Source organism: Desulfuromonas sp. AOP6, assembly GCF_009731355.2.
Classification (GTDB): Bacteria; Desulfobacterota; Desulfuromonadia; order Desulfuromonadales; family SZUA-540; genus SZUA-540.
In genome coordinates this window covers 217625-237667 of the sequence record NZ_AP022810.1, presented here as the reverse complement: position 1 = coordinate 237667, position 20043 = coordinate 217625, and the positions used below count along the sequence as shown (strand labels likewise).

The following is a 20043-nucleotide window of genomic DNA, read 5'->3' as shown; positions in this document are numbered from 1 at the left end:
CCTCTTTACAGGATGCCCGGCAAGCCAGGGCATTCCGTTTATTGTATCGCAGGATTCTGCAGGGTCTACCAATCGTCAGGAACACAGAATGTCGCTGATAAAAACTCACCTGCTCAACGCCACCACAAGAATCGTTTGCAAGGGCATGCCGCCTTCCATTAAGCTGTCACACATGGCGACCACACCGGCAAGACCAAAATCAACTCCGCACCCGGCTAAGGCCTCCCTCCGAGTGCTCCTGGGCGGCATGCTCGGCATGGCCGTGGCCATGGGACTGGGGCGCTTTGTCTTCACCCCCATCATCCCCCTCATGCAGCGCGATCTCGGCCTTACCCATGGCTTGGCGGGGTGGCTGGCGGGCCTGAACTATCTCGGCTATCTCATCGGTGCCCTGCTTTGCTCCTTCATGCCCCAGCTGGCGCGCAACCGCCTCGTCGGCCTCAGCGCCCTGTTGGTGACCATCATCGGCACAGCGCTGATGGCCATGACGCAGACCGGGCTGGTCTGGGGTCTGCTGCGTCTGGCGGCCGGCATTGCCAGCGCCCTGCTCTTCATCATCATTTCCGTCGAAGTGGCCGAGGCCCTCGGACGCCGGGGACACCTGCACTGGATCGGCGCCCTCTATGGCGGCATCGGTTTCGGCATCGCCCTGAGCGGCAGCCTCGTCCCCCTGTTTGACTGGGGCTGGGGTTGGCAGGGGGCCTGGATAGGAAGCGGCCTGATAGCCGCCTTGCTGGCGCTGATCGGCATGGCCATCGGGCGCGAAACCGCGCCGCCGGAAGCGGCCAACGCGGTGGCGACACCGGCCGGTCGACTCAATCGCACCCTCTGGCCCCTGGCAGCCGCTTACTTCTGTGAAGGACTGGGCTACATTGTCTCGGCCACTTTCCTGGTTTCGATCATTGCCGAAACCGACGGTCTCGCCTTCTTCGCCCCCTACAGCTGGGTGGCGGTAGGGCTGGCGGCCATCCCGTCGACCCTTTTCTGGCCCTGGCTGGCCCGCCGTTTCGGCGCCCGGGTTGCTCTGCTGCTGGCCTACGGCCTGCAGGCCTCCGGCATTCTCGTCTGCATCTGGGCCGAAAGCGTACTGACGGTGCTCTTTGCCGCCGTCTCTTTCGGCGGCACCTTTCTGGGGATCGTCGCCCTGGTCATGGCCGAAGGCGGGCGCCGCGCCCCCGGCAGCCAGCAGCGCATCGCCGCCGTCCTCACCGCCTGCTTCGGCATCGGTCAGATCCTGGGGCCACCCATTGCCGGGGTACTGGCCGACCTGCGCCACGGCTTCGCCCTTCCCCTGCTGCTGGCGGCCGCCACCGTTGTGGTCGGCGCCTTGTTCATCGCCATCGACCGTTCTTTTCAGAAACCCTGATCACTCACCAAGGAGGACCACCATGCCCTACGTCAACATTAAAATCACCCGCGAAGGCGCTACCGCCGAACAGAAGGCGCAGCTGATCGCCGGCGCCACCCAACTGCTGGTCGACGTGCTGGGAAAAAATCCGGCCACAACCGTCGTCGTTATCGACGAAGTGGACACGGACAACTGGGGGATCGCCGGAGAAACGGTCACTTCCCGGCGCAAAGTGGGGAAATAAGGTCGCCCCCTTGTCAAAGTTGCACAAATAGATTAATGTTTATTGTCAACTTTTGGTGGGGGAGGAATAGATGCCCATTACAAGCAAGGATATTGTGCCTCTAAAGGAAATGCGGGCGCGGCTGACCGAACTGGCCGACGAGGCCTGTGCGGGGCGTGAGAAAATCATTACCCGCAACGGCAAGGCCTATGTGGCCCTGATTGACGCCCGTCGACTCGATTACTATCACCGGCTGGAGCGGGAAAATATTCACCTGGGGCTGCTGGACGAGGCAACGCGGGGATGGGACGACGTGGAAGAGGGCAACCTGCTGACGGTGGCCGAGCTCAAGAGCCGTTACAGCCGGGGCAAATGAGCGCCGTCACCTTACGAATAACCCGCAACTTTTCCCGCAATCTCAACGAAATCGAGGCGTTTCTGCGCAAGGTGGATGCGCCTGAGGCCTTTAGCGGACTCCTCGACGATCTTTTCGACGAGGTCTTGCCCGCCCTCGAAGTCTTTCCCAACATGGGTGCCGATTTTTTTCGCCATCCGACGACTTGCCGGGAAACCCGGGTACGGGCAAACAACCTTCGCCAACGTCTGGGGCCAGGGACTCTTCTGCTTGAATTGATCCGCGGGGACTACCTGCTGCTTTACGCCTGCCGCAAGGGGGAGCTGTTTCTTCTCGCTATCCGCCATCACCGCCAGGTATCCTTTGACTTCTCCGACCATTGGCCGAATTGACACACCCCGTTGCCACCACGCTTGCCTCATCCTCCACTATCCTTCTACTCCTCCCCACCAAGCGGTTCCAGCCGAACCAGCGCACCCTTGCGGTGATCCGTCAGAAGATAAAGATAGCCGTCCGGTCCCGACCGAACATCACGAATTCGGCCCAGGGCTTCTTTAAGCAGATGCTCCTCTTCGACCACGCGGGTGCCGTCGAAACGCAGACGCACCAGCATCTGTTCACGCAAGGCTCCGACAAACAGATCTCCCCGCCAGCGCACAAAACGGTCGCCCTCGTAGAATGTCATCCCCGACGGCGCGATGGAGGTGGGCACCCAAGTGTGCAGAGGCTGGATCATGCCCTCTTGATGCGTTCCCATGCCGATGCGGGTCCCCAGACCATAATTGACCCCGTAGGTGATGACGGGCCAGCCGTAGTTGTTTCCCGCCCGGATGATGTTGATCTCGTCCCCACCCTGGGGGCCGTGTTCATGGGCCCACAACTCGCCGGTTTGCGGGTGCAGAGCCGCCCCCTGCACGTTGCGATGTCCGATAGAATAGATTTCCGGTTTCCAGCCGGAAAGGCTTTTAAAGGGATTGTCGGCGGGGACCCGGCCGTCATCGTGCAGGCGGATCACCGAACCGGCATGGTCATCCCCTTGTTGAGCCCGCGCCATCTCCCCCCGATCACCGAGCGTGATGAAAAGATAGCCAGCCCGGTCAAACACCAGGCGGGAGCCGAAATGGATGCCCCGGTCGGACTTGGGCTGCAGGCGGAAAATCGTTTGCACCTCCTCCAGCCGATGACCAATCAGGCGGCCACGGGCGACCTCCGTACCGATGCCTCCTTCGCCAGCGGCCGCATAGGAAACATAAACCAGCTTGTTTTGGGCGAAGTCCGGATGCAGAGCCACGTCCAGCAGCCCACCCTGCCCTTTGGCAGCGATGGCCGGCAAGCCCTCCACTGGCTGTGGATCCAGGCTTCCCTCCCGAATGAGACGTAGGCGACCCGGCCGTTCGGTGACCAGCATGCCGCCGTCCGGAAGAAACGTTAGGCCCCAGGGATGCTCCAACCCCTCCACCACCGTTACCACCCGAAAGCGGTGTTTCTGGCTGGTGACGGTTTCTGCGGTGGCCGGACACATGGATGCCAACAGGAAAAACACGCCGAAGATTAAACCGACTTGAAACCTTAGAATTGCCATCCCGCCCTCCTTTTCGAAAATCTGTTCACCCCCATAAATATATCAGAAGCGCCGGAGACCGCTGGATCCCCGAAAAGCAAAACGGCCACCCTTGGCTAGAGTGACCGGTTTTGCTTGATCGGCATAGTCGTGATGACCCTGTGTCCGGCAATAATCGCATGCCACTGTCTTATCCCGGCTGTCGAATGACCTTGGTAATGGCAAACCAGTTGCACCAGAGGGCGAGGGAGACCACCAGTATGCCGCTGACGCCCAAGCCAGTTTCCATGCCGGTCGACAGCGCCAGAACGTAGAACAGCAAATAGGCTCCAGCAAAGGTCTGAATAGCGGTGACGCACCAGCGGACCCGAAGGTGGTAGGCACAGGCGAGCACCAGCAGGTTGAGGACGCCATAAGCCACCGTGGTAATGCCGAACAGGTTGAGGCGAACCAGCGTGACGCCATAGAAGATAAACAGGAGTGAAACGATGATGCTGAGGATTGAGAACAGCAGGGCACCCCGGCCGGGATGGCGGTTGGGTTCTGGGGGATTGGGTCGCCGTGCAGCTCTTGGTCCGGAAAGCATGTTTTTTCCTCTCTTCGGCGGGATCGCCGAAAAAACAGCCTGCCCTTGCAGGTCAAAAGCCGGTAAATTCCAACAGGGCGAATAAAGCAAGAATAAACAGGGACATACCCAGCATCATCTTAACCTCGCTGACATGAAAGAGCTCCTGCAGAGTGACCTCGCCGAAGGAGCCCAGGTCCAGAATATACTTTTCGACGAAGGGATAGATAACACTGTACAAGGCGGCGCCGACCAGGATACCGGTCACACCTCCCCACAGGGCATCAAGGGAGCCCTGGCCGACAGCGCCAACGGCAGTACCCGGGCAATAACCGAGCAGGGCGAAACCGATGCCGAAGATCAGGCTGCCTAACACCGTCGACCCGATCGACCCCGGCTTGGGGTGCAGCTGCACCAGTCCCAGGCGCTTCAGCGGATAAATCCCGAGCATTCCCACCACAATGGCCGTAAGGATCACCTTGACAACGGTAAAATCTTTTAACAGCAGCTGCCCCATGATGACGTCGTATTGGGTCACCTGTCCTTTCTGCAGGAAGAATCCGAAAAAGATCCCCATGATAAGACCGAGCAGCAACTGAACCTGCCGCTGTTCATGCAGTTTTTGCAGCATATCGCCCTCTTTCTCAAAATATGACAAAGGCCGTCACCACGCCGCCGACAAAGATACCAGCTGCGGCCACCCAACCGCTGGCAACCAGCTGCATGGCCCCGCTCAGGGCATGACCGCTGGTACAGCCGTTGGCCCAGCGCGCACCGAGACCGATCAGCAGGCCGCCGACAAAAGCCGTCAACCCACGCACCAGAACTCCGTCCCCGAAACGGGCCGCCCAGAGGTCGGGGATGAACTTCCAGCTGAAAGTGCCGGAAAGCCAGGCGGACAAAAAGGCTCCGATCAGCAGTCCGAGCACCAGCATCCACTCCCAGTCGATTGCCGGTTCGAAACGCTGATAGTACTTTTTCTGCAAGGTCTTTTCCCCGCGCAGGGCTTTTTCAAGCATGCCGCTGCTTTTGGCGAACGCGGTGGAAACGCCCAAGGGGTGGTCCGAGAGCAGGAAGGCGAACCAACTCAGGATGCCGATGGCGGCACCGGCCAGGTAAGGGGACCAGGCTTTCATGGCGAGCAACCCCACCGTTGCTGAGGCGGCCTCCTGGACTGGCCCCGCTTCGATTTGGGCATGGCCGCCGGCTGCCCAAAACAGATCGGCAAAAACCAGGAACCCCACGAAGCCCAGGCACCTTATATACCCACAAGGGGCCTTCTCCATAAATCGCACGATGGTAGGTCCTTTCAGCATAAAAGCGTTTTTGGTCAGGAGATACTGCAGCCGACCGCCTGACAAGCCGCCATTGACCCCAGGCAATTTTCGACGTGATCAAAACCGTTCTGCTTGAGAATCGAGGCGGCGATGATCGCCCGGCGGCCGCTACCGCAGAAAGTAACGATCGGCTTGTCCCCAGGGATCTCGTCAAGACGCTCGGGGACCTCGCCGAGAAAGATTTCGGTGCTTCCCGGCAGCCTGGCTGTCTCGATCTCTTCCGCCTTGCGTACATCCAGAAGGACGAAATCCTCATGTTGATCCATCCGGCGCTTCAGGTCGCCGGCATAGATTGCAGGGATTTGATCGTAAGCGCGGCCGCTGATTTCCCAGCCATGCAGGCCCTCATCGAGATAGCTGACGATATTGCGATATCCGAGCCTGGCCAGATAGCGAACAGCGGGTTCCACATCGGCAAAATTCTGGACGATCAGGCCAATGTCGCAGTCGTAAGGAATGAACCAGCCGGCATAAGCCGGGATCATGTCCAGGGGAATGGCCAGGCTGCCGGGGATATAAGCGCCGGAAAAAGCTTCGGGGCTCCGGGTATCGAGGGCCAGGAGACCGCCGGCCATGCTTTTGGCAAACTCATTTGCACTTGTCGGCAGCGGACGTGGCAAAGTAGCCGGCAGAGGCGGTCCACCCAGATTGAGCTTTTCCATCTGTTTAAAATATTTCGGATAATAGTGCTTCTCCGCCACTTTCATATCGATGAAGTCTTTACGGTTAGTGACCTGAAGGGCGGGATTGAATTGCCGCTCATAGCCCAGGGAAGAAAACTCCCGTGAAGCCATTCCCGAGCCGCAGACCGATCCGGCTCCGTGGGCCGGGTAGAGAAGAACATGGTCGCCAAGGGGCAGGAGTTTGTCGAAGATGCTGTCGTACAGCAGGCCGGCAACCTCCTCGGCCCGCTCAGGAAAGAAATCGGTACGGCCGACATCGCCGATGAAAAGGGCATCACCGGTAAAGACGGCGAGCGGTTGATCACTGAACTCCCGGTCGCTCAACACCAGCGAAATACTCTCGTCAGTATGACCGGGCGTTTTGATGATTTCCAGGGTGACATTGCCGAAGTCAAACCGGTCGCCTTCGTCAGCGGTCCGACCATACGCGAAGGGCAGTTCACCACCATGGTAAATAGCGGCCCCGGTCATTTCGGCCAGTGCACAGGAACCGACTACGAAATCCTCGTTGCGGTGTGTCTCGAAGATATGCGTGATTTGGGCGCCTTCACGATCGGCGATTTCCCGGTAGACCTCACAATCCAGCCGCGGATCGATGACGGCAGCCTGCTGGCCGTCGCCGATGATGTAGGACAGCTGGGCCAAGCCTGTCGACTTGATCTTCTCAAAAAACATGTCTCCTCCTGATTTCATGTCGTGTACCGAAATCTTTCCCGAAAACCTGTCGGAACTAAAGCTCATCGGATTGAGCTGGCTCCTTTTTCTCCTTCTTGACCGACCAGCGCCACCTCGAAACGGCTGTAAGCGATGGCCGTGCCGATCGCCCCAATGGTGCAGATGTTTGCCACCGCACGAGGCGGCACTCACGGAATGACGCTTTAATAGATGAGGGACCTCTCCTCGATCTCCTGTTTCCTGCGCAGGTATTCATCCCGGGAGATTTCACCCGACTCGTATTCATGACGCAGATTTTCCAACCTTTCCTTGTTGGAATATTCGTATACCGCCCCGGCAGCACCTGCTCCTATTGCCGCGCCGCCAACCGCGCCGCGACTGCAGCCGACCGTAAAGATCAGGGGCAGGCTCACGACCGTAATCATCAATAATCTCAGCATGGGTTTCTTCCTTTCACAGCATCTTGGCGATACCGGCGGCGGCGTTTCTGCTCCTTTTTCGTCGCTGGCTAAAGGTTGAAAAGTCCGCTCAGTCCGATTAGGATCAGATAAATGGCCACGATGTAATTCAAAAGTTTCGGGATCACGAGAATAAGAATACCGGCCAGCAGGGACAGCAGTGGTTCGATTTGCATAGTCATGGGTGACTCCTTGAAGAATCAATTCTTTATCGATTCTTCGGCTTTCTCTTTTAATTGACGCGCTTCTTCCTTGGCCTCTTCAGCCGTTTCATCCAGAGTTTCGCCGACCTCCTCGGCCGGACCTTCTCCGTCGATCTTGTCTACGGCCTCGTCGACTTTACTGCCAGCCTTTTCCATCGGTCCTTCCTTTTCACATCCCGTAAGCAGACCGGACATACCGAATGCCAGCAGCAGGCTGCAAAAAAATAGTTTGAATTTCACTTTCGACTCCTTCCCCCCCGGAACGGTTTGTGGCAAAACTTCACAAACTGCCGGAAACCAGGGTTAAAAACCTGTAAATGACCAATATCATTTGTCTTCAACAATACCAGCCAACGTGGCGGCGGCAATGAGACAACTGCTACTATTCAGGGTAGAAAAAATCTCCAAGGATGCGGGGAATTCCGATGACACCTCCTTTGTTTCTATCAAATCAACAAAAAATATCCAGTCATCATCCTGTCTCGCCGCCGCCGGAAACTAACAGGAGGCCGAGTAATTTCCTGTATTTTTAATCAGAATGAACCCGCCCTTTTGCAGAGGAGAAATTTCCTGCCCGATAAAAGAGCAATTTCCTCCATTGCCAATGGGGATTCGGCTGATACATTCACATAAAATTAGAGAGATTCAAATCTAGAGGATATGAGGTGCTTGCAAATTTAAATTTTAGTCATCAAGTGGAGTAAAGTCTAAAAGGGAACGGATTTTTCAGATTCTGGACATCGCAAACAGACTTTTGTGTAGAGGTAGACAGATAGCTAACGGCGAGGTAGTTCCCGAGGTTCTGGAGAATATGAGCAGCGGCGAACTGGTCGGGGTTGACGGAGCCAGACGAAGCCGCTCTGGTCGCCTTCATGAAAACACTTCCCGATGACTATGATCGGGAGAAAGGCAAGTAAGTCACCCTGAATTTAGAAGCCAACTGCAGGACTTAGACCACCCCCGTCTGGCTCGCCCAGAAGACAAACCAGACGTTATTTCAGAAGAGGAGCGAGGTTAATATCTTATTGAAAACCTTCTCCTGACCCCAATTCCCCACCCATGAGGTTGAGCCATGAAACAGGAACAATATGTCTGCCTGGTCTGCGGATTCAATATGGTGAATTTTCATCCGGAGAATTGTCCCTTTTGTGGAGCGCCGAAGGAGAAGTTTATCACGGCAAAGGAATGCTCGGCCCGGTTCGAGGTGATATCCACCCCAGTCAACGAGAAGGTGACCCGGCTTAACTCTCAACCGGACCTCGGGTATGAGCATGCCGCCTATCGGATCGAAACTGACCAAGGCGCCATCTGGATCGACTGCCCTTCTTCCTTTGACACCTCCCTGCCCCGAGTCGATACGATCCTGTTCACACATCACCACTTTCTTGGGGCCGTCAACCTCTATCGAGAATATTTTGCCGCCAAGGTAGGTATCCACCAGGCCGACTCGAATCATGAAATCTGCCGCCCATTCAGGTTTGACAACCTTTTTGACCGTAACTTCAGCTATCGTGGCATTGAAGCATTCCACCTCGATGGACACACACCCGGTTTCACTTTCTACCTATTCGAGGAAACGTTGTTCATTTGCGATTACGTCTTTCTTACCGGGGACGGGATGAAGCTTAACCCCTTCGGTCCAGCCGACAGGACCATCGGCGGCAGCAACCAGCTTCGAGACCTTCTTGACGGCCGTCAGCTTACAACCGTTTGCGGATATAACTACGTCATCGACTACCCTGAGTGGAAGCGCCGTTTCGAAGCGGGCGCTCCGTTTGGAGGTTTCTGACTCTGGCTCGTGGGAACGATAAGGGTAACCGGCAGCTCAGCCTCACTGCCAGCACCTCAGGCAGGCCTCAAAGGCAGCTTGGAAATGAAAAAGCCAACCTCGGGAAGGTTGGCTTAATCGTATGAAACTTATCTAAAATTTGGTCAGGTCAATAATCAAAAAGGCACCCCCATGATGGAGGTGCCTTTTATGATTATTGGTCGGGGCGAAAGGATTTGAACCTTCGACCCCCTGCTCCCGAAGCAGGACGAGTACGCTCAGCTTCGCTTCGCTCCTCAGTACGTTTACTTACCAGAATGACGTCCCCCAATAGACCTTTCCGAGTGGAATTCCCCATTTCATCTAAAAAAATACTTACCAGTCACCTGCCACCACCATCCTGCCCCAAGCTTCTCGGTAGATTCTACTCGTAAGTGAGGGTCGGTTCCAAATGTATGACCGTCTAATATTGAACTATTATGTCGGATTTTGATTGATCACACATAATTGCAAGTAAACTGATATTTGTTGAAAATTTAAGCTATTACAATAAAACATTTTTGTTTTTAATAAAAAATTACAAAATTTCTGTTTTTGTAAAGACACAACCAACAGGAGAGTCATTAAGAATAAATTTCAATAAAGATGAACTATCTACATCCATGATCATGTACTCGCCACCATCTCCATTTTTTCCTCGTATTTTTATATCCCAGCCGTTATTTTTTGTAAATCCACTTTTCTGTATGTAATCGTTACAACTTATATTAGGAACGACTGTTGTATTAGTGTATTCACCCCAGCACTCTCCGTTAGAAGTTTTGGTCATAATAACGGTTCCAGATTTAGAATATGATTTGTCATTACCATGTACTATAAAATATAAATAATAAGGCTTTTGATCAGTATTGTCAGTTGACCAACGTTGTGCAACATTCCAATTTCCTCCGTCCACAACAAAATCAAACGCATTCCCTAACTCTTCGGAACAAGTTTTGAATCCTTGTTCTTGAAATTCTCTGACTAATTTTTTGATACTGGCATCCTTGATTTCGCTGCAAGCATGATTTGGTACAAACACATTCATCGAAAGCAGAATAATAATAATTAAAAACTTTTTCACAAAACTCCTCCTTGATAATAAATTAATTTCAACCATTATGGACGATCCAATCAATACTATTGATTCACATATTATTGTAAATTATCAACATATTTATGCCTATTTATGAAACAACAGAATGTAGTTAAAAGCACTAAAAGACAACTCAGTATAAAATTATAAATATCCATAAAATCAATCATCAAACACATTTGTTAGCAATAAAATTGTCAATACAACCAAATAAGTACAAAATTATTTTCATGTAAAGCACATATTCAACCTTCCGCCCCACTAAGACTGGATAGGTGTACCTTCTGGCAGCTAAGAATATATAATATGGTTCACAAACAAACCAAACCGCTGGGCATAAACACAAAAATGCCCATCTTTGGCCAAAGATGGGCGCACAATTCCCCCACTTCGGCAACCCGGCTACCAGCATCTGGCCCGTGGCTTTGCGTCACCGGATTGCTCCGGGTTTGCTCTTTTCGAAGTATCTTTGTAAATATATCTTTTATAATTTCATGTCAAACTTAAAATAATCTAAATCATGATGTCACAACCAATGAGAATAACTAGATTGAGGTAGTTAAAAGATAACTGCCACCCCGGAGCCGCCCCAGAGGCAAATCGTAGGATCGGAACTTCCAACTGATGCACCATAGTTCTCTCCAACCAGGAAAATGAAAACACCCCTAGACCGGATATGGACCAGAGGCGCTCATAGGGGCACCTCAAACTTGAAAATCAAAAAGGCACCCCCATGATGGAGGTGCCTTTTATGATTATTGGTCGGGGCGAAAGGATTTGAACCTTCGACCCCCTGCTCCCGAAGCAGGTGCGCTACCAGGCTGCGCTACGCCCCGACATGGCTTTCTGTGCAAACAGGCGCAAAGAATTATCATGAAACAGACGGAAATGCAAGGATGTTTTCCCGATGAAAAGCTCCTGTCTTCCCGCTTTGCCGGGCTCAGAAAGTGATGCGCGCTCCCACCAGAAAGAGGTGGCTGTAATGCTCCAACTCGAATTTTTCGCCGTTGGCGGCGGTGAGTTCCGGCTTGGTCATTCCCAGGAAGCGATAGCCGAAATCGATAGTCAAAGGATCACTGACCATGAAACCGACACCAGCGCCGGCCTGAAAGGCAAAGACGAGGTCGCTGTCGTCAACAAAAGGAGCGCCGCCGGTGGTGGCGTTTTCGAGACGGACTTCTGCCACACCGACCCCCAGGCCGACATAGGGAATCCAGGGGAGATTGTCCCGTGATTCTCCGAAGGAGTTGAGCATGAGGCTGCGGACTTCCAGATCGCCTTCGGCGGTGGCCAAGGCGCCGGTAAAGTCCGTTTCCTTTAAGGGAATTTCGCGCAGAGCCAGCTCCAGTTCGAGCCGCCCCACTCCGATATCGGGATGTTTGGTGCCAAAATCATAGCCCAGGGCGAAAGTCAGCGCGTTGCCTGTATCGAAATCCACGACAAAGTCGCCGGAGGGTTTTTCTCCGTCGGATTCATTGAGAAGAAGGGCGCCGTAGCTGCCAGCGACATAGAAGCCTTCTTCCTGGGCAAAAGCCGGCAGACTGAACAGGATAAAAAACAAGGTCAGCAGTGCGAATCTGGCTTTGATCATTGCGCACATTTCCTTGGCAAGAGAGGTCTGAAAGGCCTTCACCTTAGCACACTTCGGTCGTTTGGCGAAAAACTAATCCTTACCGTAGGGCACCACGCGAAAATGCCGCCACAGGGAGATGCCGAGGGTCAGCAGCGTCAGCGGGATGACAAAGATAAGGACGGCCTGCGCCAAAAGGGGTTTGGCCTCATGCTCCATGGCCGTCATGATCAAAAAGGCGGCATAAATGCCGTAATAGGCAAAGAAAAGAGCCCCTTCGCGACGGGCGATGCGATGTCCGGTCAGGAAAATGGGGAGACAGGCAACGGCGACAACCAGCATGACGGGCAAATCGAAGGTCAGCGCCGAACGCGGTACCGGCACCCCGCCAGGCACCACGGCGGCGGTGAGGCCGAGGACGACGAGGATATTGAAGATGTTGCTGCCAACCACGTTGCCGACGGCGATGTCGCGTTGTCCCCGGATGCTGGCCAGCACCGAGGTGGCCAACTCGGGCAGGGAGGTGCCGATGGCGACCACGGTGAGACCGATGACCAGATCGCTGACGCCGAAATGCTGGGCGATGGTCACCGCGCCCTGCACGAGCCAGCGGGAGCCGAGTCCCAATAGCACCAGGCCGCCAACGATCTGCACGATCTGCATGGGACGGGACGACGGCACGATATCGTTATCCACTTCATCATCCGCTGGTTTCTGCTTATTCTCCCGCAGGCTGCGATTGACCGTCCAACCGGTATAGACGACAGCGCCAACAAAGAGGATCACCCCTTCCCAGCGCGCCAGCGTGCCATCCAGCGCCATGCCGACCAGCAGAAAAGAAACGCCTATCATAATAGGCACTTCGAGACGTACCACCTGACGGGAGACGACCAGGGGAGCGACCAGTGCCGACAGGCCCAGAATGACCAGCACGTTGCAGATATTGCTGCCGACCACGTTGCCGAGGGCAAGACCGGCCTGTCCTTTGAGAGAGGAGAAAACGCTGACCGCCAGTTCCGGTGAGCTGGTGCCGAAAGCCACCACGGTCAGGCCGACCACCAGGGGGGAGATCCCGAAATCCATGGCCAGAGAGGCCGCGCCACGCACGAGGTATTCGGCCCCAGCCACCAGCAGGACGAAGCCGGCCACCAGCAAAATCCATGTCATGAAACCCAAGACCTGCATCCTTTCCGTCTCGTAAAAAAACCCATTTATCCCTTGGCCGCTCTGGCCCTGGGTCGTGCCGAAAGATAGTCCGGCCGACCGCCAAAGTCAATGCGGCGTTTGCGTTACTGCCTCACCCGCGTGGTGCCGTCCCGTCCGCGGATGACACGGACACGGTCGCCGACCACAAAGGCCTCGTCCTTTTCCTGTACGACAATGAGAGTTTCGCCGTTGTCGAGGCTAACCTCGATCTCCTGGGCGTCCTTGGTCGTCACCCCTTTTTCCGCCGCCGACCCAGCCAGAGCGCCGACGATGGCCCCGCCGACCGTGGCGATGGAACGCCCGGCGCCACTGCCGACAGCGGAACCAAGCATGCCGCCCATGGCCGCGCCTCCCACGGTACCGGCTCCGGTCTGGGTGCCTTCGAGCGTTACATCCTCAACCCGCAGCACCACTCCGTAATAAACGGATTGACTGGTCATGGCCTGGTCACGGCTGTAGGTCTTGCCGGCCCGACTCTCGGGCATACAGGCGGTCAGCGCCAGCAGAATAAAGACGAGGGAAAATACCGATAGAACCTGATGACAACGCTTCATGAAATCCTCCTTTTTCAGACTGAAGCCAGGGGCAGTCGGACAAAAACACGGGTTCCCCGGCCCAGCTCGCTTTCTACCCAGATCTTGCCGTTATGGGCTTCGACCAGGGAGCGAACGATGCTCATGCCTAAACCCAAGCCACCCACGGCCGTGTTTTGATAGTTGGCACGATAGAACTTCTCGAAAATTCTCTCAACCTGCTCGGCTGTCATGCCGAGCCCTTCATCCTCGACCGTCACCTGAAACTCAGCTTCCAGGCGCTCACCACGGATGCGTATGGCGCCACCATCGGGCGAGTACTTCACCGCATTGCTCAGCAGGTTATCGAAAACCTGCTCCATTTTACCCCGATCCACGTTCAGGATCACAGCGTCCGCAGGCAGGTCGATCTCAAAGTGGTGACGATCGGTCTCCCGCTGATGGTGCGGAATGAGGGCGCGGATGAGGGCCGTCAGATTACAGGGCTGCCTATCGAGCACAAGAGGACGGCCGGCCTCGATCCGGCTGAGATTGAGCAGGTCATCGACGAGATGCTCCAGAACATCCCCTTTCTGCTGGATATAGGAAAGAAACTCCTGGCGCTGCTCATCGGTGAAAGGACCCAGTTCTTCCTCGCGCAGCAGCAGATCGGCATAGCCTATGATGGACGTCAGGGGAGTTTTGAGTTCGTGGGCGGCGATCGATATGAATTCGCTCTTCATGCGATCGACTTCACGTTCCCGGGTAATGTCCCGCAGCAGGGTGACAGTCCCCGAGCCATCGCCCGACCTCCCCTGAACAGCAGCGGATATGGCCTGAAAGTGGCGGATTCCGCCAAGTTCGGGATGGGGCAGATCCACATAGGCCACCTGAGTTCTTTCGTCCCCTGTCCGTGGCCCGCTGACCACGTCGAAGAGAAGAGGGTCACGGATGATTTCATCCAATGAATGCCCCGTAAGGCTTTCCCCTTTTCGTCCAAAGAGTTTTTCCGCTTCCTGGTTCATCAGCAACAGACGCCTGTCCTTGTCCGCCACGATCAGCGCATCGGGCACGGACTCAAGAATGGCGTTGACGCGATCTCGGGACGCCTCTGCATCCCGCAGAGCTTCCCGCATCGTCTCTTCCGCCTGCTTGAGGGCGGTGATATTGACATGGGTACCGATCATCTTCAGGGCCTGGCCGTCCTCGCTTCGCTTTACGGCTTCACCGCGGCCAAGCACCCAGATCCAGCCACCGTCTTTGTCCCGCAGGCGGAACTCGCGCTCGAAGCGCTCCCCCTTGCTGGTGCGGCAGGTCTCGAATGCCGCCAGCGTGTCCTGGCGGTCGTCGGGGTGGAGACGTTCCTGCCAGCTGGTCATATCGGCTCGAAACTCTCCCGGCTCAAAACCGAGCATCCGGTAGTAATTGGGATTGTAATAGACCTGTCGGTTCTTAAAATCCCAGGCCCACAGCCCGTCACTGGTGGCGTCCATGGCCTGACGCAGGCGCGCTTCGCTCTCGCTCAGGGCCTCATGCAACTGATTCACGGACTGATAGCGCCAGTAAAGTAAGCCGGCAATGGTGACAGCCAGCAGGCCCGACATCAGGGCCAGGATGCGCTTCACCGTCCAGTAGGAGATGGGCTTTCCATACCAGCGGATATAAATCTCCCGGTATTGGGGAGAGGCGACCAACTCGCGAATGCCTTCGTTGAGTTTTTCCAGCAAGCCGGGTTTGCTCGGGGCCACCGCCATGGCCCGCTTGCTGTCGAGCAGCGGTTTTCCAAGGGTGCGGATGCGATTTTCCAGATGGGCGTCGCGAGCTTCCTTGAGAAAAAGGTTCTCGCCGGCGACAAAGGCATCTTCCCGGCCGGCCAGCAAAGCGAAAAGCCCTTCCGGAACACTTTTATAGGTATGAACCTCCAGGTCAGGGATCTTCTCAAGATGGGCGAGAATGAAACTTCCCTCCGTGGTCCCCACGTGCGTGCCGGGATCCAGTCCGGTCACCACGGCATCACGGGCCCGGACAAAAACCGAGACCGGGGTCGTGTCGATAACTTCACTGAAGACGAGCTGCTGCTGACGCTCTTCACTGACGGCCAGGCTGGCGGCCACATCGGCCTGCCCCTTGCTGACCAGAGCGATGACCTCGGACCAGGTGTCGGCAAAAACATAGCTGGGCTTAAAACCCTGCCGTCTTGCCACCGCTTCAAAAATATCAACGGCAAAGCCGGCGGCCCTGTTCTGTTCGGGATCATAAAACTGCAGGGGTGGAGAGTTGCTCAAAACCGCCACCCTGACGGCGACGGTGGGTTGCGGCCCGGGATCGGCCCCAACCATGACGGGCAGGCACAGCAGAATGACACCCAGGATGGTGCGCACGAATCGGACTGTCTCTATGGACAGAACCTGGAAAAGGCCCATGATCCTCCCTCCCGACAACATCCCAGAATGCATCTCATCATCTGCATGAGGGCTGGTCACCCCTCAAGAATACCACGCCGACGACCAGCTTCCAGAGGCGACTTACGGGCGAACCTGTTGCCGCTAGAGCGAACTCAAGGGCTTCTGCGGCGGGGCGGGACGCCCCTTTTCGGTGAACATGCCGGCGGTCACCGCAAACCCCATGGCCCGCTGCATGGAGATATCGACCGGCTTCACCGCCGAACGCGGCACCATGACCGTGTAACCGCCAATCTGGTAGGACAAAGGAAGATACACGGCAACCTCTCCCTCCTGGCCGATGCCCTTGGGAAGATCGTGAAAATCGGTGCGGGTGACAAACCCGAGGAAGCGCATGGGCATTCCACCCAGGTTCAATTCAAGGGTCACCACCTGATTGAACTCGCGATTTTTCTGATGGGAGAAGAAACCGACAAAATCTTTCACCGAGCCGTAGAGGGTCTTGACCAGGGGGATGCGATTCATCAGTGACTCACTGAAATCGAACAACCTCCGCACCAGGAAGGCGTTGAGAGCCAGCCCCAGTAAAAAGATCACGAAAACACCGGCTAGAAGTCCCATGCCCGGCACATAGAACCTTTCGGGCACAATCATCTGGATGACCCCACCGAGGAGTTTTTCGGCGGTGGTGGCGGACCAGAACAGGATATAGATGGTCAGAGCTGCCGGCAGAATGGCGGCCAAGCCCTGAAACATGATGCGGCCAAGTCGTTTCACTGAAAAATCCTTTCCTTTCTTTCTAAATCCCACAAGTGTTGATTATATCAAAAATAAATTGACCTGTGCTCACCCTTTTTCGGCGAAAAGATGACAATTTTGGTTATATATGCTAGAGTGTAGTCAAACATCAATCTACTCTGAATCGAGAGAAAGGAGAAGGGTCATGAAAGGAATGAAAGATCGATTCACGGACGCATTTTCGGAATTGGAAACCAAAAACCCCTTCACCTGTGAGACCTGTGACGAAAAATACGGTCACCCCCGCGAAGAAGGGAAGAAGATGACCACGGAGCATGACACGGAAAAGGAACCAACCAGGCATTGAGTAACGACCAGGCGGTTTTTGAGTCCGCCAACCAAAAACAACCCTGACAGCCGGCCCCGCAAGGGGCCGGCTTATTTGTAATGACGCCTGCTGGCCGACCTAACAAACGTTGCATTTGGGGATCGATCCTTTTACTATCGAGCCAGACACCAACACCCCCCTCTTGGGTTCGGAAGGAGAATTCCCTTGGAGAAAGTCATCGCCCAGCCTGAAACTTCACCGCCCGCCCCCCCCGTCGATCTCAGCGGCGAGCCGGATTGGACCCCCTTTGACGCCCCCTCGCTGGTAGGCGCTTCCCTGCGCTTTGTCTCCGGCGAGCCCGACGGCAACCGCTATCGGGTTCGCTATTACTGCGACGGCCAACGGCGGCTGCAGGCCAGGGTCTGGTTCGGCCCCGAAACCGAAGGCCCGCCGGGACATTCCCATGGCGGCGCCATGGCCGCCGTTTTTGACGAAGTCCTGGGGCTGGCAGCCTGGACGGCCGGCTACTCGGTGGTCGTCGGCAATCTCAACGTCAGTTTCCGCAACATGCTTCCCCTCGAGCAGGTGGTGACCGTCGAAAGCGACATCGTCTCCGTGCAGGGACGCAAGGTCAAGGTGCGTGGCCGTCTCTGCCGGGATGGTACCGTATATGCCGAAGCTGAAGCACTCTGTATCACGGTTCAGGTTCCATAAGAAAAGTTCTGCGGATGGCGATTTCGTCCACAAGGGCACGTTGACAGGCATAGGCTTCTGCGGCAGAATCTACGGAATCCCGCTGCAATGAAAATCCGTCTGCCTATCAGCCCCTTCGTCCTGCCGTAACGGACGCGGAATTACCTACCCTGCGCGAGGGAGTCAACGTGCCCGGTCTACCCATTATCCTCGACTTTCTGCACAACACCATCTTGTTGCTGGCCCTCGGTGCTCTCTACGGAACCATCCAGCAGTATCCGGACACCCTGGGACGAAAGCTTACCACCGGCTTTTTCATCGGCATGATCACCGTCGGCCTCATCGCCAACCCCTGGCAACTGGCCCCTGGTGTCATCTTTGACAGCCGTTCCATCCTGCTCAGCGTCGGCGGCGCTTTCTTCGGCTTTATACCGACCCTCGTCGCCGCCGGTATCTCGGCACTTTATCGCCTCTACCTGTCCGGACCCGGCACCCTCCCCGGCGTTCTGACCATACTGGCCTCCGGACTTCTCGGCCTGGCTTTGAAAAAATACGGGCCTGGGCGCGTTTACCAGCTGTCCGGCTGGGTCTGGTATGCTTTCGGCTTCGGCGTACAGACGGTCGTTCTTCTTCTCATGTTCACCATGCCGACCGAGCTGGCCCTGCCCGCGCTACGGAACATAACTGTCCCAACGCTGATTATCTATCCCGTGGTCACCGTCCTGCTCGCCAAACTTCTGGCGGCGCAAGAGGCGCACATTCGCCGCAAGCTGGCTCTGGATACCAGCGAACGCCAGTACCGGGAATTGGTTCAGCAATCCCGGGTGATTATCCTGCAGATCGATCGGGAAGGGAAAGTCACCTTCATCAACGAGTACGGTCAGGATTTTTTCGGCTACACCTATGAGGAGCTGGTCGGTCAGAAGGTGGTCGGCACCATCGTACCGGAAGTCGACAGTTCCGGACGCAATCTGGGGGAAATGATTGATACCGCCCTGCAGACTTCCGATCCTTTTCTGGAGAACGAAAACGAGAATCAGTGCAGAGACGGTCGCCGGGTGCGCATCCAATGGAAAAACACCCCGCTTTACGATGCCTCCTTCGAATACGCCGGCCTGCACTGCATTGGCCACGACGTCACTGAACTGCGCCGGGCCGAAGCCATTCTCAAATCCAAGGAGCAATATCTGCAGCTGCTCCTCGAATTGGTTCCCATTCCCCTTCTTATCCTGGAGGGACACCGGGAAATCACCTACGCGAACCGGGCCTTTACAGATCTGTTTGGCTATACTCTCACCGAATTTTCCACCCTGGCCGACTGGCGTCTGCGGGCCTTTCCTGATGAGGCCTATCGGGACCGCGTGGAAAAAAACTTCGCCGATGCAGTTATGCAGGCCCGGCAGGCCGGCAAGCCCATCGAAACCCAGGCGCTGTCCGTCACCTGCCAGGACGGCTCCGTGCGCGAGGTTTTAGCCCGCTACGCCTCCATCGAGGACAAAGAGATCGTCGTTTTCAACGATATCACCCGGGAGCGCGAGATCGATCGCATGAAAAGTGAGTTCATCGCCACGGCAGCCCATGAACTGCGAACGCCTCTGGCCTCCATCAAAGGTTTTGCAGAGCTGCTGCTGGCAGAGAAGACCTTTGTTGAAGAGCAGCGCGACGAATACCTGACCATCATTTATGATAAATCGGAGGTATTGGAGCGCGTCATCGATGACCTGCTCGATATCAGCCGGGTTGAGGCGGGGCGCCTGATTCACATCGAAAAGCAGCCTTGCGATATCCGGGCCCAGATTGCCGCCTCCGTACACGCTTACCAGAAGGAGTTCCGCCAGCGGCGCCTCGAACTGGACTGGCCCGACCAGGGTCCACGGGAAATTCTGGTGGACCCATATAAAATCGAGCAGGTCATGGAAAACCTGCTGAGCAACGCCGTCAAGTTTTCAGGCCCTGACAGCCCCATCCGGGTTCGCGGCACGTTCAGTGACCAGGACATCAGGATTGAGGTGCGGGACGAAGGCATCGGCATGGAGAAAAAAGATCTCGACCGTATCTTTGACAAGTTCTATCGGGTCGACAGCTCCGACACCGCCGTACCCGGCATGGGGCTGGGAATGGGTATCGTCAAGGGGATCTTGGAAGCTCATGGCGGCCACATCGAGGTAGAAAGCGTCCCAGGCAAGGGAACGACCGTCTCCTTTTCCCTCCCCCTCGAAAAGGACGCCCGCCCCTGACCACGGTGGCTCTCCAAACATCTCCTTTTATGCGAAAGGCAAAAGA

The 20043-nt window shown here is 55.8% G+C and carries 22 protein-coding genes, 1 tRNA gene and 1 riboswitch; of the genes, 8 read left to right on the top strand and 15 right to left on the bottom strand.

Annotated features, from left to right (window positions below; genetic code table 11):
* Positions 1-88: 88 nt before the first annotated feature.
* The 4 genes from AOP6_RS01155 to AOP6_RS01140 all read left to right on the top strand — a co-directional run bounded on the left by AOP6_RS01155 (position 89) and on the right by AOP6_RS01140 (position 2318).
* Complete coding sequence (locus tag AOP6_RS01155; protein ID WP_155874809.1) at positions 89-1366, top strand: YbfB/YjiJ family MFS transporter; 1278 nt, start codon at positions 89-91, stop codon at positions 1364-1366.
* Positions 1367-1388: 22 nt separating this feature from the next.
* On the top strand, positions 1389-1592 hold the full coding sequence (locus tag AOP6_RS01150) for a 4-oxalocrotonate tautomerase family protein (protein WP_155874808.1): 204 nt from the start codon (positions 1389-1391) through the stop codon (positions 1590-1592).
* 70 nt (positions 1593-1662) lie between these two features.
* Positions 1663-1947, top strand: coding sequence for a type II toxin-antitoxin system Phd/YefM family antitoxin (locus AOP6_RS01145; RefSeq protein WP_155874807.1), 285 nt, complete (start codon positions 1663-1665; stop codon positions 1945-1947).
* Positions 1944-2318 (top strand): type II toxin-antitoxin system RelE/ParE family toxin, encoded by a 375-nt coding sequence (locus tag AOP6_RS01140; protein ID WP_213194696.1) that lies wholly within the window; start codon positions 1944-1946, stop codon positions 2316-2318. The genes AOP6_RS01145 and AOP6_RS01140 overlap by 4 nt, the downstream gene beginning before the upstream one ends.
* A gap of 44 nt (positions 2319-2362) precedes the next feature.
* Here the strand turns inward: AOP6_RS01140 and AOP6_RS01135 are convergent, their stop codons facing one another.
* From AOP6_RS01135 to AOP6_RS01100, 8 genes are all read right to left on the bottom strand, one after another.
* Positions 2363-3508: a PQQ-dependent sugar dehydrogenase gene (locus AOP6_RS01135; protein ID WP_213194695.1), complete on the bottom strand. Its 1146-nt coding sequence runs from the start codon at positions 3506-3508 to the stop codon at positions 2363-2365.
* Between the two features lie 169 nt (positions 3509-3677).
* A complete protein-coding gene (locus AOP6_RS01130) occupies positions 3678-4073 on the bottom strand; it encodes a hypothetical protein (protein ID WP_155874805.1) in 396 nt (131 codons plus the stop codon).
* Between the two features lie 52 nt (positions 4074-4125).
* Positions 4126-4683 carry a YeeE/YedE thiosulfate transporter family protein gene (locus AOP6_RS01125; RefSeq protein ID WP_155874804.1) on the bottom strand — a complete coding sequence of 186 codons (558 nt, stop codon included), beginning with the start codon at positions 4681-4683 and terminating at the stop codon, positions 4126-4128.
* Positions 4684-4696: 13 nt separating this feature from the next.
* Positions 4697-5296 (bottom strand): YeeE/YedE thiosulfate transporter family protein, encoded by a 600-nt coding sequence (locus tag AOP6_RS01120; RefSeq protein ID WP_238480935.1) that lies wholly within the window; start codon positions 5294-5296, stop codon positions 4697-4699.
* A gap of 86 nt (positions 5297-5382) precedes the next feature.
* Entirely contained in the window at positions 5383-6747 is a 1365-nt protein-coding gene (locus AOP6_RS01115; protein WP_155874803.1) for an MBL fold metallo-hydrolase, read from the bottom strand.
* 203 nt (positions 6748-6950) lie between these two features.
* The gene (locus tag AOP6_RS01110) at positions 6951-7187 is read right to left on the bottom strand and encodes an SHOCT domain-containing protein (RefSeq protein WP_155874802.1); all 237 of its coding nucleotides are present in this window, start codon (positions 7185-7187) and stop codon (positions 6951-6953) included.
* 68 nt (positions 7188-7255) lie between these two features.
* Positions 7256-7387, bottom strand: coding sequence for a DUF3096 domain-containing protein (locus tag AOP6_RS01105; protein ID WP_155874801.1), 132 nt, complete (start codon positions 7385-7387; stop codon positions 7256-7258).
* Between the two features lie 18 nt (positions 7388-7405).
* A complete protein-coding gene (locus AOP6_RS01100; protein WP_213194693.1) occupies positions 7406-7648 on the bottom strand; it encodes a hypothetical protein in 243 nt (80 codons plus the stop codon).
* Between the two features lie 832 nt (positions 7649-8480).
* On the opposite strand from AOP6_RS01100, the gene AOP6_RS01095 reads away from it, so the two are divergent.
* Positions 8481-9197: an MBL fold metallo-hydrolase gene (locus tag AOP6_RS01095; RefSeq protein WP_155874800.1), complete on the top strand. Its 717-nt coding sequence runs from the start codon at positions 8481-8483 to the stop codon at positions 9195-9197.
* 556 nt (positions 9198-9753) lie between these two features.
* Here the strand turns inward: AOP6_RS01095 and AOP6_RS01090 are convergent.
* From AOP6_RS01090 to AOP6_RS01060, 7 genes are all read right to left on the bottom strand, one after another.
* Positions 9754-10299 (bottom strand): hypothetical protein, encoded by a 546-nt coding sequence (locus tag AOP6_RS01090; protein WP_155874799.1) that lies wholly within the window; start codon positions 10297-10299, stop codon positions 9754-9756.
* A 401-nt stretch (positions 10300-10700) separates the two neighbouring features.
* Positions 10701-10775: riboswitch (cyclic di-GMP riboswitch) on the bottom strand.
* A gap of 295 nt (positions 10776-11070) precedes the next feature.
* Positions 11071-11147, bottom strand: a tRNA-Pro gene (locus AOP6_RS01085).
* 104 nt (positions 11148-11251) lie between these two features.
* The gene (locus tag AOP6_RS01080) at positions 11252-11902 is read right to left on the bottom strand and encodes an outer membrane beta-barrel protein (RefSeq protein WP_213194692.1); all 651 of its coding nucleotides are present in this window, start codon (positions 11900-11902) and stop codon (positions 11252-11254) included.
* Positions 11903-11974: 72 nt separating this feature from the next.
* Complete coding sequence (locus AOP6_RS01075) at positions 11975-13048, bottom strand: calcium/sodium antiporter (RefSeq protein ID WP_225897393.1); 1074 nt, start codon at positions 13046-13048, stop codon at positions 11975-11977.
* A 122-nt stretch (positions 13049-13170) separates the two neighbouring features.
* On the bottom strand, positions 13171-13641 hold the full coding sequence (locus AOP6_RS01070; RefSeq protein ID WP_155874796.1) for a glycine zipper 2TM domain-containing protein: 471 nt from the start codon (positions 13639-13641) through the stop codon (positions 13171-13173).
* A gap of 14 nt (positions 13642-13655) precedes the next feature.
* Positions 13656-16022, bottom strand: a complete 2367-nt coding sequence (locus AOP6_RS01065; RefSeq protein ID WP_213194690.1) for a transporter substrate-binding domain-containing protein — start codon at positions 16020-16022, stop codon at positions 13656-13658.
* 123 nt (positions 16023-16145) lie between these two features.
* On the bottom strand, positions 16146-16778 hold the full coding sequence (locus tag AOP6_RS01060) for a DUF502 domain-containing protein (protein ID WP_225897321.1): 633 nt from the start codon (positions 16776-16778) through the stop codon (positions 16146-16148).
* A 166-nt stretch (positions 16779-16944) separates the two neighbouring features.
* On the opposite strand from AOP6_RS01060, the gene AOP6_RS01055 reads away from it, so the two are divergent.
* The 3 genes from AOP6_RS01055 to AOP6_RS01045 all read left to right on the top strand — a co-directional run bounded on the left by AOP6_RS01055 (position 16945) and on the right by AOP6_RS01045 (position 19997).
* Positions 16945-17106, top strand: a complete 162-nt coding sequence (locus AOP6_RS01055; RefSeq protein ID WP_155874794.1) for a hypothetical protein — start codon at positions 16945-16947, stop codon at positions 17104-17106.
* A gap of 186 nt (positions 17107-17292) precedes the next feature.
* Complete coding sequence (locus AOP6_RS01050) at positions 17293-17781, top strand: PaaI family thioesterase (RefSeq protein WP_155874793.1); 489 nt, start codon at positions 17293-17295, stop codon at positions 17779-17781.
* 167 nt (positions 17782-17948) lie between these two features.
* Entirely contained in the window at positions 17949-19997 is a 2049-nt protein-coding gene (locus AOP6_RS01045; RefSeq protein ID WP_155874792.1) for an ATP-binding protein, read from the top strand.
* Positions 19998-20043: the final 46 nt, after the last annotated feature.